Source organism: Xanthomonas sp. LMG 8993 (assembly GCF_009835065.2).
Taxonomy (GTDB): Bacteria; Pseudomonadota; Gammaproteobacteria; order Xanthomonadales; family Xanthomonadaceae; genus Xanthomonas; species Xanthomonas arboricola.
Map to the genome: position 1 here is coordinate 41,387 of NZ_QVIF02000001.1, position 14,350 is coordinate 55,736.

A 14,350-nucleotide genomic window follows, 5' to 3' on the forward strand; every position below is an offset into this window, starting at 1 on the left:
TGTGCTCGTTTGTTGCGCGATGTTGCGCCGCGTTGGTCGGTTAGGCTTGGTCACCAACCTGGGAGGGTGCACGGTGAAGCGAACGATTGCGTGGTCGATGGTGGGGGTTCTGGGGGTTTGGGGTGCTGCGACTGAAACGGTGTTGGCATCTGCAACAGCGACAGCGACAGCGATAGGAACAGCCGCAACGCCGATTCCGATGCTGGCATCGACGGCATCGACGGCACCGTCTGCATCCACGCCCACATCGACGGCGGTAGAAGCTGCAGTTGTGGATGCTGCTGTTCCGCCAGCAGCACCCGCCGGTGCACTACGCGTTTACACCTCTGCCCAAGGCGCAACGCAGCAGATGCGCGTCAGTAGCGCTGAGGCGCCCACGGCCGGACATGCTTTGACCGAGAAGGAGAACTCCATCTTCGTCAATCCGCAGCGGCGCTTCCAGGAGGTGTTGGGCATCGGCGGGGCAATCACCGATGCCAGTGCCGAGACCTTTGCCAGGCTGCCCAAGCCTGCGCAGCGCGCATTGCTCACTGCCTACTACGACCCACAAAAGGGCATCGGCTATACGCTGGCGCGCACCACCATCCACAGTTCGGATTTCAGCAGCGGCAGCTACACCTACATCAAGGAAGGCGATGCGGCGCTGAAGAGCTTTTCGGTCAGGCACGATCAGCGTTATCGCATCCCGATGCTGCGCCAGGCCATTGCGGCGGCCGGCGGCAAGTTGACGACATTCGCCAGCCCGTGGAGCGCGCCGGCCTTCATGAAAGACAGCAACAACATGCTCAAGGGCGGCAAGTTGCTGCCCGCGTATGCGCCGGCCTGGGCCACCTACTACACGCGCTTTATTGCGGCCTACGAAAAGGCCGGCATCCCGATCTGGGGCATCAGCCTGCAGAACGAGCCGATGGCGGTGCAAACCTGGGAGTCGATGGTGTTTTCCGCCGAGGAAGAGCGCGACTTTTTGAAGAACCACCTCGGCCCGACGATGGAGCAGGCCGGCTATGGCGACCGCAAGATCATCGTGTGGGACCATAACCGCGACATGATGCTGCACCGCGCGCACGTGATCTTCGACGATCCGGAAGCGGCGAGATACGCGTGGGGCATGGGCTTCCACTGGTACGAGACCTGGGCCGGGTTCGCGCCGATGGTGGAGAACGTGGCGGCGGTGGCGCAGGCGTACCCGGACAAGCCGCTACTGCTGACCGAAGCAGCGGTGGAAAAGTTCGACCCGGCAAAGTTGCAGTACTGGCCCAATGGCGAGCGCTATGGCACCGCCATCATCAACGATCTCAATCATGGGGCGGTGGGCTGGACCGACTGGAACATCCTGCTCGACCAGCACGGCGGGCCGAACCACGTGGGCAATTACTGCTTTGCGCCGGTGCATGCCGACACTCGCACCGGTGAGGTGACTTACACGCCGAGCTATTGGTATATCGGCCACTTTTCCAAGTTCATCCGCCCCGGCGCGCGGCGGGTGAGTGCAGCCAGCAGCCGCAGCAATCTGGCAACGACGTCCTTTCTCAACACCGATGGCAGCCTGGCGACGGTGGTGATGAATGCCAGCGATGTGGCGATCCGTTACAACCTGTATGTGGGCGATGCATCGAGTGAATTGGAGATCCCGGCGCATGCGATCCAGACGGTGGTGATGACACAGTAAGCGCAGGCCGTGGGCGGAGCATTGGTGGGGGAGGGGCGTACCCTCATCCGCCCTTCGGGCACCTTGTCCCGGTGGGAGAAGGGGGGGCTCGCATGATCGAAGCCGTCTTTGCGTAGCTGGTCGAACTACCTTGGGGTTCGGTGGTGCTGATGCATCAGCATTCGAGACTGCCGCCACTACCAAAAACGCCATCGATGAGAACCCTGCGGACCGCTGCGCGTGCAGCGATCGGCAGGGTTCTAGTGGCATTACGCGAAAAAACGCGCTTTCAGCTTGCTTACGACAGCAGCAAACCACCGGTGGCACCGAATACTTCGCCGGTCACATAGCTGGATTCCTGCGAAGCCAGGATCACATACAGCGGCGCCATCTCCACCGGCTGGCCGGCACGCTTGAGCGGGGTTTCCGAGCCGAACTCGGGAATCTTTTCCGGCGGCTGGCCACCGCTGGGTTGCAGCGGGGTCCATACCGGGCCGGGGGCGACGGCGTTGACGCGGATGCCCTTCTCGGCGACCTGTTGAGCCAGGCCCTTGGTGAAGTTGACGATGGCCGCCTTGGTGGAAGCGTAGTCCAGCAGCGTCGGCGAGGGCTGATAGGACTGGATCGAGCCGGTGTTGATGATGGATGCGCCCGGCGGCAGGTGCGGAATGGCCGCCTTGCACAGCCAGAACATCGCGTACACGTTGGTCTTGTAGGTGGCGTCGAACTGCTCGGTGGTGATGTCGGCGATGTCTTTCATCGCGGTCTGCTTGCCGGCGATATTGACCAGCAGATCCAGCCCACCGAGCTCCTTGACCGCGCGTTCGACCAACTGGTTGCAGAAAGCCTCATCCTTGAGATCACCAGGGATGCTGATCGCCTTGCGGCCTTCGGCCTCGATCAACTTCACCACCTCCGCAGCGTCCTGCTCTTCTTCCGGCAGGTAGTTCAACACGATGTCGGCGCCTTCGCGTGCGTAGGCGATTGCAGTGGCGCGGCCAATGCCCGAGTCGGCGCCGGTGATCAGCGCCTTGCGGCCCTTCAGGCGACCGAAGCCCTGGTAGCTCTGCTCGCCGTGGTCGGCCCTTGGCTGCAATGCATGGATGGTGCCCGGCGCTTCCTGGGTCTGCTCGGGGAACTTGGGCTGCGGAAACTGGGTGAGCGGGTTCTGCATTTCGTACTGGTTCTTGGTGCTGGACATGCGCTGGCTCCTGCAGTGGGGGATGGCAGGGCCGCAGCGTGCTGCGGCCGATGCGGAGCAGTCTGGAAACCACGGCGATGCGTGCGGGTGAACGAATGTTGTGCATGATGTGAACGCGCCACGCAGATGGCGTGCGTGCGGTGCTGCTGCGCCGTGCACGCAGGCCACGACCGGGAGGACCGCAATGCAGTGTGTAGGAATCGATGGCGCCGGCAGCGGCTGGCTGGCGGTGTGGCAGGCCGGTGACGGATTGCAGTTTGCCGGCTACCCCACGGTGGCCGCGGTGGCGAGCGCATTGGGGGACGTCGCTGTGCTGGGCGTGGATATCCCGATCGGTCTGAGCGAGCACGCGCCCCGCGCTGCGGATGTGCAGGCGCGGCGCTTTGTGGGTGGGCGCCGCGCATGCAGCATCTTTGCCGCGCCATTGCGCGGCATGCTGCATGCACCCACGCAGGTGGAAGCGTCCGCGTTGCATCGGGTGTTGGATCACGACGGGCAGCGTGGCTTTGGCGTGCAGTCGTTTGCGCTGCTGTCGAAGATTCGCGCCTGGGACGATGCCTTGCGCGCCGATCCGGCGTGGGCGGAGCGCGTGTTCGAGGTGCACCCGGAGGTGTCGTTCGCCGTGCTCGCCGGCGGGCATGGCCTGGCGGCGGGCAAGAAGAGCAGTGCAGGCCACCAACAGCGCGCCGCCTTGCTGGGCCAGTGCTATGGCGCCAGGCAGGTGGCCGCGTTGCTGGAGCGCGTGCCGCGTGCGCTGGCCAAGCCGGACGATGTGCTCGATGCCCTGGTGGCCTGCTGGAGCGCGCAGCGCATTGCCGCGGGCACCGCCGGCAGCCTGCCGGCGGTGGTGGAGCGCGACGCCTGCGGGCTACGCATGGGCATCCACTACTGACTCAGCGCGTCTGCGTCGACATCGAATACGGCCGCTGCGCCGGATCGGTGGCCCATTGCGTGTTCGGCGTGGCCTGCATGCGGAAGCGCAACTCGCCGCCGGCCTGGATTTCTTCATGCGTGAGGTAGGCGCGGGTCAGCGGCTGGCCGTTGAGGGTGGCGCTGCCGATGTAGCTGCGCGCCTTGCTCAGGCCATCGGCGATCACGCTGAAGCGCTTGCCATTGGGCAGCTTGAGCGTGGCGCGCGGCAGGAATGGGCGGCCGATGATGTACTGGTTGCTGCCCGGTGCCACCGGATAGAAACCCAGTGTGGTGAACACGTACCAGGCCGACATCTGGCCGAGATCGTCGTTGCCGGCCAGGCCCTCGGGGCCGGCGTGGTACTGGGTGTCCATGATTTGTGTCAGCCGCGCCTGGGTGCGCCAGGGCTGGCCGGCGTAGGCGTACAGATAGGCGACGTGGTGGCTGGGTTCGTTGCCGTGCGCATACCAGCCGATCAGGCCGGTGATGTCTTCCATATGCGCGAACACCTTGGGGTCGACCTTGGCATCGAACACCGCATCCAGGCGCGCCAGCAGTTTGTCGTCGCCGCCATGTGCGGCAGCAAGCCCTGCGACGTCCTGCGGCACATACCAGGAGTATTGCCAGGCATTGCCTTCGGTATAGTCGCTGCCGTAGCCGCTAGTGGATGGATCGAATGGTTCGCGGAAGTTGCCGGCACGGGTGCGTGCACGCATGTAGCCTGTAGCGGGGTCGAAGGCGTGCTTCCAGTTGCCGGCGCGCTTGCTGAATTCTGCGGCGATGGCGGGCTTGCCGAGCTTGTCGGCCATGCGCGCGATGGTCCAGTCGTCGAAGGCGTATTCCAGCGTCTTGGAGGCGGCTTCGCCTTCTTCGTCGATGGGCACGTAGCCCAGCTCGCGGTACTGCGCGATACCGTCGTAGGGGCCGTAGTTGGCGCTGGCGACCATGGCATCGAGCGCTTCGTCGGCATCGAAGCCGCCGATGCCTTTCATGTAGGCATCGGCAATCACCGGCACGGCGTGGTAGCCGATCATGCACCAGGTTTCCAGGCCGTGGAACGCCCAGACGGGCAGGATGCCGTAGGCGCTCTCGCGGCGTGAGGCGAGCAATGAATTGACCATGTCGCTGCTGCGTTGCGGCGGCTGCACCAGGGTCAGCAGTGGATGCAGGGCGCGGTAGGTGTCCCAGAGCGAGAAGGTGGAGTAATTGGTCCAGCCATGCGCCTGATGCACGGCGTTGTCCGGCCCGCGGTATTGCCCATCGCTGTCCATGAACAGGGTGGGGCCGAGCAGGGTGTGATAAAGCGCGGTGTAAAGCTGGGTGCGCTGTTGCGGCGTACCTTGCGCATCGATCGCCGACAGCGCCTGTGTCCACTGCGCGCGCGCATCGGCGCGCACGCGGTCGAAATCGAAATCGGGCACTTCCGCATCGAGATTGGCGATGGCGCCGGCCTCGCTGACCGGCGACAGCGCAACCTTGACCACCAGCGGCGTGCCATCGTTGGCGACGTCGAATACGCCGACCAGCTGCCGGCCTTCGATCTGTGCGCGCTGCGCGGGGTTCTTCTCGCCTGGCGGCGGAAAGCCCTTGTATGGGACGTCCTGCTCGGTGTCGTGCAATTGCGTGGCGGTGAGCGGGCGCGAAAAGCGCATGGCGAAATACAGCTGGCGGCCGGGTGCCCAGCCGCGGGTTTCGCGAAAGCCGGTCACGGTGCCTTCGCCGCGTACGCGCAGCCGCGACCACTGCACCTTGCCGGGGTAGTCGTACAGGCTGGTGCGCAGGTCCACCAGTACATGCGCCGGCGTGCCCTTGGGGAAGGTGTAGCGATGCACACCCACGCGCGCACTGGCGGTGAGTTCGGCGCGGATGTTGCGGTCTTTCAAGGTCACCGCGTAATAGCCGGGTTGCGCCTGCTCGCTGGCATGGTCGAACTGCGCGGTATAGCCGCTGCCCGGTGTAGCGACATCGCCGCGTTCGAGTTTGACCTGGCCGGTCTGCGGCATCAGCAACACATCGCCCAGGTCCGAATGCCCGGACCCGGAAAAGTGCGTGTGCGAAAAGCCGACAATCGTGGTGTCGCCATGCCGGTAACCGGCGGCCCAGCCATAGGCCTCCTTGCGCGGCTTGATCTGCGTGTCCGGGCTCAGCTGCACCATGCCGAACGGCAGCGTGGCACCGGGATAGGTGTGGCCTTCGCCACCGGTGCCGATCAACGGGTCGACCGCGCTGAAACCCGCGTCGTCCCCACGTGGCGCCGCGTTGCCGGCAAAGCTGACGCAGGCGGCAAGCAGCGCCAGCCAACGCAGGGGAGAGAAGGCGATTGAGCGATGCTGCATGCGAACGGTTCCAGGCGGATGCAGCGCCGGACCGTAGCACAGCTGTCGGGCCTGATCGCATGACATCCATGCCTGCATCGTTGAGCTCGCTAACCGGTGCGGGGCGGGCGGCGGTGATGCGTGCGCCTGTCTTTGAGAGGTTGCCGGCGTTGCGCGCAGGAGACAGCGGATGCGCAGGTCGGTCGCCTTTCTGCACGGAACGAGCGCAATGGCAGCAACTGCGAGAGAGCGCGCGAATGCGGGGCTTCGGCTGCGGGCAATCGCAACGCCGGGCTGCTGAAATCGTGCAAACCGTCCGCATATCACCCCGATGGATCTGTTCGATACTCCCACCGCGCCCGTGCAGCTGCTGCACGATACGCAGGGCGGCGTGCGCTACTGGCCGCAGCTGCTGGCGCCTGCCGTGGCGCAGCAGTGCTTTGCCGCGTTGCGCCAGGCGACTGACTGGCGCAGCCAGCGCCGCGAGATGTACGACCGTGTGGTGGAGGTGCCGCGGCTGCTGGCCTCGTATCGGCTGGATGCACCGCTGCCGCCTGGGCTGCCGCTGCAGGCGCTGCTCGATGCGGTGCAGGCCGTGCTGCCTGCGCCGTACAACGCGGTGGGCCTGAATCTGTATCGCGATGGCCGCGACAGCGTGGCGATGCATCACGACAAGCTGCAGACGTTGCTGGCGCCGCATCCGATTGCATTGGTGTCGCTGGGCGCGACGCGGCGGATGCAGCTGCGCGCAAAGGACGGCAATACGCGTGCGATCGGTGTGGAACTGGCGCCCGGCAGCCTGCTGGCGATGAGCCATGCCTCGCAACTGAGCCACGAGCACGGCATCGCCAAGACCGCACGTGCGGTGGGCGAGCGCATCAGCGTGGTGTTTCGCGTGCGCCCGGCCGAGCGCATGGCTGCCGGCCAGCACGGGCCGCACTGGGAGCCGGTACAACCGTAGCGTGGCTGATAAGGCATGCACGTTTGTCGGCACGGTGCGGAGCAGGCCGGAGTCTCCCGGGCAACAGGAGCGACGGGATCACACGAGTGCCGCGTACCGGCTGCGGGCCCAGTGCCGTGTTCGCTTGACGGCCAGCGCAGTAGCTACGTCGGCAACCTTCTGCGCGTACGGTTGCGGCTGATTGTGCCGATCACCGCTGGTGAGCGTGCGGTACCGCTGGCAGCCGCGTGAGGTGTTTTGCCTGTGCAAACACCGCACTGGTGCGCGCGCCGGTGCTGCTCGTGCATGCGCTCTGTCGCGCACGGCATGGCCCTTTCGGGTGATTGCCATCACCCTCACGGCTGGCCATGCTTGCATGTACTTCCCCCTCAGCGTCGCCACTCCATGTCCCTGGCCGATACCCGCCACCATCAGATGTTTCCCGAGCTGGACTCGGGCCAATTGGCGATCACGCGGCGGTTTGCCAGCGGGCCGGCGCAGCGTTTCGATGCGGGCGAGATCGTCTTCGACGTGGGCGATGCGCACGCGCCGGTGTGGGTGGTGCTGGAAGGCGCCATCGAAGTGGTGCGTCGCGACGGGTTGGGCAACGAAAAGCCGATCACCTTGCAGACGCCCGGCCAGTTCACCGGCGAGGTCAGTCAGCTGGCCGGGCGCGCCTCACTCGCCGGTGGACGTGCCGGGCCGCAGGGCTGCCTGGCGCTGCCGTTCGACACCGCGCATCTGCGCGCGCTGATGATCAGCTCGGCCGAAGTGGGCGAGGTGGTGATGCGTGCGTTGATCCTGCGCCGCGTCGGCCTGATCGAAGGCGATGCCTCCGGCTCGGTATTGATCGGCGAGCCGGACGATCCGCATCTGACCCGTTTGCAGGGCTTTCTCACCCGCAACGGTTACCCGAACACGGTGATCGATGCCTCCGATGAGGAAGGCCGCGCGTTGGTACAGCGCTTCGGCATCCAGGAGCAGGAACTGCCGGTGATGGTGTGCCCGAGCGGGCGGGTGCTGCGCCAGCCCAGCGATGCCGAAGCGGCGCATTGCCTGGGCATGACGCCGGACATCGACCCGGACAAGCGCTACGACGTGGCCATCGTCGGCGCCGGCCCGGCCGGTCTGGCGACGGCGGTGTATGCGGCCTCCGAAGGCCTGTCGGTGCTGGTGCTGGACCAGCGCGCCATCGGCGGCCAGGCCGGCGCCTCGGCACGCATCGAAAACTATCTGGGCTTTCCGACCGGCATTTCCGGCCAGGCGCTGGCCGGGCGCGCCTATAACCAGGCGCTGAAATTCGGTGCCGAGCTGGCGATTCCGATCGAGGCCGGCACGCTGGAATGCGGGCGCGACGACGGTGCGCTGAAGCTGGATCTGGCCGACGGCAAGCAGCTGCTGGCCAGCACGGTGGTGGTCGCCTCCGGGGCGCGTTACCGGCGCCCGGAGATCGACGGGCTGGAGCGTTTCGAAGGCCATGGCGTGTCGTACTGGGCCTCGCCGGTGGAAGCGCGGCTGTGCGAGGGCGGCGTGGTGGCGCTGGTGGGTGGCGGCAATTCCGCCGGCCAGGCCGTGGCGTTTCTGGCACCGCGGGTGAAGGAACTGCACCTGATCATTCGCGGCGAAGGGCTGGAATCGTCGATGTCGCAATACCTGATCGACCGCATCGCCGTGCTGCCGAACGTGCAGCTGCATACCGGCACCGAAGTGTCCGCGCTGGAAGGCGACCCGGAGCGCGGCCTGCAGGCGGCGGTATTGCGCACGCGCGCCGATGGGCAGACCACGCGGGTGGAATTGCGGCACCTGTTCCTGTTCGTCGGCGCCGACCCCAACACCGGCTGGCTGCAGCAGTGCGTGGAGACCGATGCGCGTGGCTTCGTCGTCACCGGCAACGCACGCGGCGATGGCGTGCCGGCCTGCCTGCCGCTGGAAACCAACCGCCCCGGCGTGTTCGCCATCGGCGATGTGCGGGCCGGCTCGGTCAAGCGCGTGGCCGCGGCGGTGGGCGAGGGCGCGGCGGTCGTCGCGCAGATCCATCAATACCTGGCACACCAGGCCAACCCGGTGCCGGCATCCGAACTTGTCAGTGCCTCACAGGAGTCCACCACCTCATGAGCGACCAGTGCACACATACCGCGCAGATCAGCGAGGTCACGCCCAGCGCACGTGGCTGCGAAGACTGTCTGGCCATCGATAGCGCCTGGGTGCATCTGCGCCTGTGCCGCAGCTGCGGCCACGTGGGGTGCTGCGATGATTCGCCGCACAAGCACGCCACGGCGCACTATCACGCCACAAGCCATCCCATCATCGAAGGCTACGACCCGCCCGAAGGCTGGGGATGGTGCTATGTGGACGAGGTGGAAGTGGAGTTGCCGGACCAGACGCCGCAGCTGGGGCCGATACCGCGGTATGTGTGAGGCGGCGCGGTTGGTTGGCGGGGTGTGGATGGGGGGCTGGGGCGCCGCTGGGAATCGGGATTGGGGAATCGGGAATCGTAAAAGCGGCTTGCGTGCTGTTTGATTTGGTCGGGCGGGGATTTTGTGTGGGGCGATGGCAAGTCTGCTGAGGGGGGCGGTTCGCTTGCTTCGCGGCGCCCACTTACTCCGGCCAGTGCACCTGCGGTAGTTCGCCGATTGTTGGGCGGGCGAACAGATAGCCTTGCTGCAGGTGGATGCCCATGTCGCGCAGGGTGCGGTATTCGTCCGGGTGCTCGATGCCTTCGGCGATGACGGCGATGCCGAGTTCTTCGCACATGCGGGTGGTGTGGCGGACGATGGCCTGGCGGCTGCGGTCGGCGTCGATGCCGCGCACCAGGGCGATGTCCAGCTTGAGCAGGTCCGGCTGGAAATCGGCCAGCAGGCCAAGGCCGGAATAGCCGGCGCCGAAGTCGTCGATGGCGGTCTTCAGGCCGCGCGCCTGGTAGGTGCGCATGATGTCGAGCAGATGGGCCGGTTCGGCCAGGTGTTCCTGTTCGCTGACCTCGAAGATGATGGCGTCCAGCGGCCAGCCGTACTGCGCAGTGGCCGAGAGCGTGGCGCGCAGGCAGTGTTCGGGGTTGTAGACCGCGTTGGGCATGAAGTTGATCGACAACAGGGCCGGCAGCGCGATCTGCGCGGCGCATTCGATCGCCTTGATGCGGCAGGCCTGGTCGAAGGCGTAGCGGTTGCGCTCATCCACGGCGGCCAGGATGCTGCCGGCCGATTCGCCGTTGACGCCGCGCACCAGCGCCTCGCCGGCATAGATGCTGCGGGTGGACACGTCCACGATCGGCTGGAACGCCATGGTGATGGCGGTGGGAAAGTCCTGGCCGTCGCGGCAGGCGTTGCAAACGGGGAGCGTGGGCATGGCTGAGCAATCGTGCGGCGTGGAGGTAGCCTAGCGGTATCGGCCGCAACAGCGCGTCATTGAGTCTGCACACGCATCCTCGCGCCATCCTCACCTGGGGCGTCACCGGGCTCGGCGATAATGCGCCATTCCCCGCATCGGACGCCCCATGACCGCTCTCACCGAACGTTACGCCCTGGCCGTGGATTACGCGCGCATCGCCCATGCCGGGCAGGTGCGCAAGGGCACGCAGATTCCGTATCTGAGCCACTTGCTGGGCGTGTCCACGCTGGTGCTGGAATGCGGCGGCGACGAAGAGCAGGCCATCGCCGGGCTGCTGCACGATGTGGTGGAAGACTGCGGCGGCGGTCATGAGGCCTCGATCCGCGCGCAGTTCGGCGATGCGGTGGCCGACATCGTGATGGCGTGCACCGATGCCACCGCCGAAGACAAGGCCGAGGTGGACAACACCGCCAGCGCGCGCAAACGCGACTGGCGCGAGCGCAAGCTGGCCTACCTGGAGCACCTGCGCAACACGCCCGGGCGCGCCTTGCTGGTGTCCGGCTGCGACAAGCTCTATAACGCGCGCACCATCGTGCAGGACCTGGAAAACCCGGACGTGGGCCAGGACATCTTCAACGTGTTCACCGCCGGGCGCGCCGGCACGTTGTGGTACTACGGCGAGCTTGAGGAGATCTTCCGCACGCGTGGCGCGGCGACTGCACGGCTGTTCAGTGGTGTGGTGGCGCGCATGCAGGCGCTGGCGGAGACCGGCGAGCAGCCGGTGCCGGCGCACGCGCTGGGGTGATTGCGTTGTAGAGCGGCTGGTTGGTGAGTTGGCTGCAGGGCCCTTGCCCGCCCACCCTCGCAGGACACGCCGCAAGTACGTCCTTGTAGGCTCTTACGCGGCATCCCTGCCGCGTAAGGTCCCGCGACGGTGGGCGGGCAAGGACCTGTCGAGATGGCCGGTGTGTGTGGTTTTCGATAAGGCAACCGACTGACTTTCTGGTGAGGTGTTCTCGCCGCGCTCTTGACGCTGTGGGTTTGCTGCAGGGCCCTTGCCCGCCCACCATCGCAGGACACGCCGCAAGTACGTCCATGTAGGCTCTTACGCGGCATCCATGCCGCGTAAGGTCCCGCGACGGTGGGCGGGCAAGGACCAGTTGAGTTGGCCGGCGCGCATGGTTTTCAACAAAGCAGCCGGCAACTGTCTTGTGCGGTGTCCTCGCCGCTTGCGGGACCGTGTGGGGGCATGGATGTCGCCACCTGGCCCCCACGAACGGGTGTACGGCATAGCCCGCGAGCGGTGAGGGCGCCGCGCCTTCGACCGATGCATTCCAGGGCGAGCAGCAAGTTGCTTGAGTGGAGCACCGCAGGACTCGCCGTCAACACTGACACCGGCTGTATGCGGCAAGCGGTAGGCTGGCGCATTGTCGAATGTCGGTGTGTCACTCATGTCCAGCGCAGCGTCGTCTTCCTCCGGCCTGGTGCGCGTGCGCGGTGCGCGCGAGCACAACCTCAAGAACGTGGACGTGGACATCCCGCGCGATGCGCTGGTGGTGTTCACCGGGGTGTCCGGCTCGGGCAAGTCGTCGCTGGCGTTCGGTACCGTATTTGCCGAAGCGCAGCGGCGTTACCTGGATTCGATCTCGCCGTATGCGCGGCGCCTGATCGACCAGGTCGGCGTGCCGGAAGTGGATTCCATCGAAGGCCTGCCGCCGGCGGTGGCCTTGCAGCAGGCGCGCGGCGCGCCGAGTGCGCGCTCGTCGGTGGGCAGCGTCACCACCATCTCCAACTCCCTGCGCATGCTGTATTCGCGTGCGGGCAGCTACCCGCCGGGGCAGGACATCATCTACGCCGACGGCTTTTCGCCCAATACCCCGGCCGGGGCCTGCCCCACCTGCCATGGCCTGGGGCGGATCTACGATGCGACCGAGGCGACCATGGTGCTGGATCCCACGCTGAGCATCCGCGATCGCGCGGTTGCCGCCTGGCCCGGTGCCTGGCATGGCCAGAACCAGCGCGACATCCTCACCACGCTGGGCCACGACGTCGACCTGCCGTGGCACAAGCTGCCGAAGAAGACCCGCGACTGGATCCTCTACACCGACGAGCAACCGGTGGTGCCGGTGTACGCCGGCTACAGCCTGGACGAGGCCAGACGCGCGCTGCGCCGCAAGGAAGAGCCCAGCTACATGGGCACCTTCACCAGTGCGCGGCGCTACGTGCTGCACACCTTTGCCACCACGCAGAGCGCGCAGATGAAAAAGCGCGTGGCGCAGTACCTGATCAGCACGCTGTGCCCGCAGTGCGACGGCAAGCGGCTGCGCCGCGAGGCGCTGTCGGTGACCTTCGCCGGCCTGGATATCGGCGAGCTGTCGCGGCGGCCGCTGGACGAGGTGGCCGACCTGCTGCGCCCGGCTGCGGAAGGTGCCGGTGGCAAGCGCAACGACAGGCGCAAGCAGGCAGATACGCATCCCGAGCAGGCGATTGCCGCGCAACGCATCGCCGCCGACCTGCGCGCGCGGATCGAGGTGGTGCAGGCGCTGGGCCTGGGTTATCTCAGCCTGGAGCGCAGCACGCCGACGCTGTCGCCGGGCGAGCTGCAACGGCTGCGGCTGGCCACGCAGATCCGCTCGCAGTTGTTCGGCGTGGTGTATGTGATGGACGAGCCATCGGCGGGCCTGCATCCGGCCGATGCGCAGGCCTTGCTGGGCGCGCTGGATCAGCTCAAGGCCGCCGGCAATTCAGTATTCGTGGTCGAACACGAGGTGGATGTGATCCGCCACGCCGACTGGATCGTCGACGTCGGCCCGGCTGCCGGCGTGCACGGCGGGCAGGTGCTGTACAGCGGCCCGCCCGCGGGACTGGAGCAGGTGGAGGCCTCGTCCACGCGGCGTTACCTGTTCGGCACCCCGCCGCAGGTGCACAGCCATGCGCGTGCGGCCACCGGTTGGCTGCAACTGCGCGGCATCACCCGCAACAATGTGCGCGAGCTGGATGTGGACCTGCCGCTGGGGGTATTCACCACCGTGACCGGTGTGTCCGGCTCGGGCAAGTCGTCGCTGGTGAGCCAGGCATTGGTGGAACTGCTGGCCGCCCATCTTGGACAAACCCAGGCAGATGAAGACGAAGCGCTGGACCCGCTGGAGCGCGGCACGCAGGTGCCGCTGGGTGGTGCGATCGTCGGCGGGCTCGACCAGGTGCGCCGCCTGGTGCGGGTGGACCAGAAACCGATCGGCCGCACGCCACGTTCCAACTTGGCCACCTACACCGGCCTGTTCGATCCGGTGCGCAAGTTGTTTGCCGCCACACCGGCCGCGCGCCGCCGTCGTTACGACCCGGGGCAGTTTTCGTTCAACGTCGCCAAGGGCCGCTGCGCCACCTGCGAGGGAGAGGGCTCGGTGCATGTGGAATTGCTGTTCATGCCCAGCGTGTACGCGCCATGCCCCAGCTGCCACGGCGCGCGCTACAACGCCAAGACCCTGGAGATCGCGCTGCGGGGTCACAACATCGCGCAGGTGTTGGCGATGACGGTGGACCAGGCCGCCAGCTTCTTTGCCGACGACGCCAGCGTGCTGCGCCCGTTGCAGGTATTGCGCGAAGTGGGGCTGGGCTATCTGCGGCTCGGCCAGCCGGCCACCGAGCTGTCCGGCGGCGAGGCGCAACGCATCAAGCTGGCCACCGAGCTGCAACGCGCGCAGCGGCGCGACACCGTGTACGTGCTGGACGAGCCGACTACCGGCCTGCATCCGGCCGATGTGGATACCTTGATGCGTCAGCTGCAAGGCCTGGTGGAGGCGGGCAATACAGTGATCGTGGTCGAGCACGACATGCGGGTGGCCGCCAGCAGCGACTGGGTGCTGGACATGGGCCCGGGCGCGGGCGGCGCGGGTGGCGCTGTCGTGGCGGCGGGTGCGCCGGAGGCGGTTGCGCGGCAGCGCGGCAGCCGCACTGCGCCGTTCCTTGCAGAGGTGTTGCGCGGAAATAAGATCGGCTGACAAACCTTT

The 14,350-nt window shown here is 66.6% G+C and carries 10 protein-coding genes; 7 read left to right on the forward strand and 3 right to left on the reverse strand.

Going from position 1 to position 14,350, the window contains the following annotated elements; genetic code table 11:
- Positions 1-199: 199 nt before the first annotated feature.
- A complete protein-coding gene (locus tag DYQ94_RS00170) occupies positions 200-1,669 on the forward strand; it encodes a glycoside hydrolase family 30 protein (RefSeq protein ID WP_184428972.1) in 1,470 nt (489 codons plus the stop codon).
- 277 nt (positions 1,670-1,946) lie between these two features.
- Here the strand turns inward: DYQ94_RS00170 and DYQ94_RS00175 are convergent, their stop codons facing one another.
- Complete coding sequence (locus tag DYQ94_RS00175; protein WP_160954641.1) at positions 1,947-2,849, reverse strand: SDR family oxidoreductase; 903 nt, start codon at positions 2,847-2,849, stop codon at positions 1,947-1,949.
- 184 nt (positions 2,850-3,033) lie between these two features.
- Between DYQ94_RS00175 and DYQ94_RS00180 the strand changes: the two genes are divergently transcribed.
- Complete coding sequence (locus tag DYQ94_RS00180) at positions 3,034-3,741, forward strand: DUF429 domain-containing protein (RefSeq protein WP_024938624.1); 708 nt, start codon at positions 3,034-3,036, stop codon at positions 3,739-3,741.
- Position 3,742: 1 nt separating this feature from the next.
- Here DYQ94_RS00180 and DYQ94_RS00185 read toward each other — a convergent pair whose 3' ends face one another.
- Positions 3,743-6,097: a GH92 family glycosyl hydrolase gene (locus DYQ94_RS00185; protein WP_160954640.1), complete on the reverse strand. Its 2,355-nt coding sequence runs from the start codon at positions 6,095-6,097 to the stop codon at positions 3,743-3,745.
- A 310-nt stretch (positions 6,098-6,407) separates the two neighbouring features.
- On the opposite strand from DYQ94_RS00185, the gene DYQ94_RS00190 reads away from it, so the two are divergent.
- From DYQ94_RS00190 to DYQ94_RS00200, 3 genes are all read left to right on the forward strand, one after another.
- A complete protein-coding gene (locus DYQ94_RS00190; protein WP_160954639.1) occupies positions 6,408-7,037 on the forward strand; it encodes an alpha-ketoglutarate-dependent dioxygenase AlkB family protein in 630 nt (209 codons plus the stop codon).
- 384 nt (positions 7,038-7,421) lie between these two features.
- Complete coding sequence (locus DYQ94_RS00195) at positions 7,422-9,131, forward strand: FAD-dependent oxidoreductase (RefSeq protein WP_104624201.1); 1,710 nt, start codon at positions 7,422-7,424, stop codon at positions 9,129-9,131.
- Positions 9,128-9,433: a UBP-type zinc finger domain-containing protein gene (locus DYQ94_RS00200; RefSeq protein WP_160954638.1), complete on the forward strand. Its 306-nt coding sequence runs from the start codon at positions 9,128-9,130 to the stop codon at positions 9,431-9,433. The genes DYQ94_RS00195 and DYQ94_RS00200 overlap by 4 nt, the downstream gene beginning before the upstream one ends.
- A gap of 181 nt (positions 9,434-9,614) precedes the next feature.
- Here the strand turns inward: DYQ94_RS00200 and DYQ94_RS00205 are convergent, their stop codons facing one another.
- A complete protein-coding gene (locus tag DYQ94_RS00205; protein WP_024938629.1) occupies positions 9,615-10,361 on the reverse strand; it encodes an EAL domain-containing protein in 747 nt (248 codons plus the stop codon).
- A gap of 148 nt (positions 10,362-10,509) precedes the next feature.
- Here DYQ94_RS00205 and DYQ94_RS00210 point away from each other — a divergent pair, with 148 nt between their 5' ends.
- Positions 10,510-11,148, forward strand: a complete 639-nt coding sequence (locus DYQ94_RS00210) for an HD domain-containing protein (protein ID WP_126967035.1) — start codon at positions 10,510-10,512, stop codon at positions 11,146-11,148.
- A gap of 646 nt (positions 11,149-11,794) precedes the next feature.
- Complete coding sequence (locus tag DYQ94_RS00215) at positions 11,795-14,341, forward strand: excinuclease ABC subunit UvrA (protein WP_160955121.1); 2,547 nt, start codon at positions 11,795-11,797, stop codon at positions 14,339-14,341.
- The last annotated feature ends 9 nt before the right edge of the window (positions 14,342-14,350 follow it).

Excerpts from the sequence above, each read along its gene's own strand:
- DYQ94_RS00170 (WP_184428972.1), top strand. The coding sequence starts at position 200 with ATGCTGGCATCGACGGCATCGACGGCACCGTCTGCATCCACGCCCACA.
- DYQ94_RS00175 (WP_160954641.1), bottom strand. The coding sequence starts at position 2,849 with ATGTCCAGCACCAAGAACCAGTACGAAATGCAGAACCCGCTCACCCAG.
- DYQ94_RS00180 (WP_024938624.1), top strand. The coding sequence starts at position 3,034 with ATGCAGTGTGTAGGAATCGATGGCGCCGGCAGCGGCTGGCTGGCGGTG.
- DYQ94_RS00185 (WP_160954640.1), bottom strand. The coding sequence starts at position 6,097 with ATGCAGCATCGCTCAATCGCCTTCTCTCCCCTGCGTTGGCTGGCGCTG.
- DYQ94_RS00190 (WP_160954639.1), top strand. The coding sequence starts at position 6,408 with ATGGATCTGTTCGATACTCCCACCGCGCCCGTGCAGCTGCTGCACGAT.
- DYQ94_RS00195 (WP_104624201.1), top strand. The coding sequence starts at position 7,422 with ATGTCCCTGGCCGATACCCGCCACCATCAGATGTTTCCCGAGCTGGAC.
- DYQ94_RS00200 (WP_160954638.1), top strand. The coding sequence starts at position 9,128 with ATGAGCGACCAGTGCACACATACCGCGCAGATCAGCGAGGTCACGCCC.
- DYQ94_RS00205 (WP_024938629.1), bottom strand. The coding sequence starts at position 10,361 with ATGCCCACGCTCCCCGTTTGCAACGCCTGCCGCGACGGCCAGGACTTT.
- DYQ94_RS00210 (WP_126967035.1), top strand. The coding sequence starts at position 10,510 with ATGACCGCTCTCACCGAACGTTACGCCCTGGCCGTGGATTACGCGCGC.
- DYQ94_RS00215 (WP_160955121.1), top strand. The coding sequence starts at position 11,795 with ATGTCCAGCGCAGCGTCGTCTTCCTCCGGCCTGGTGCGCGTGCGCGGT.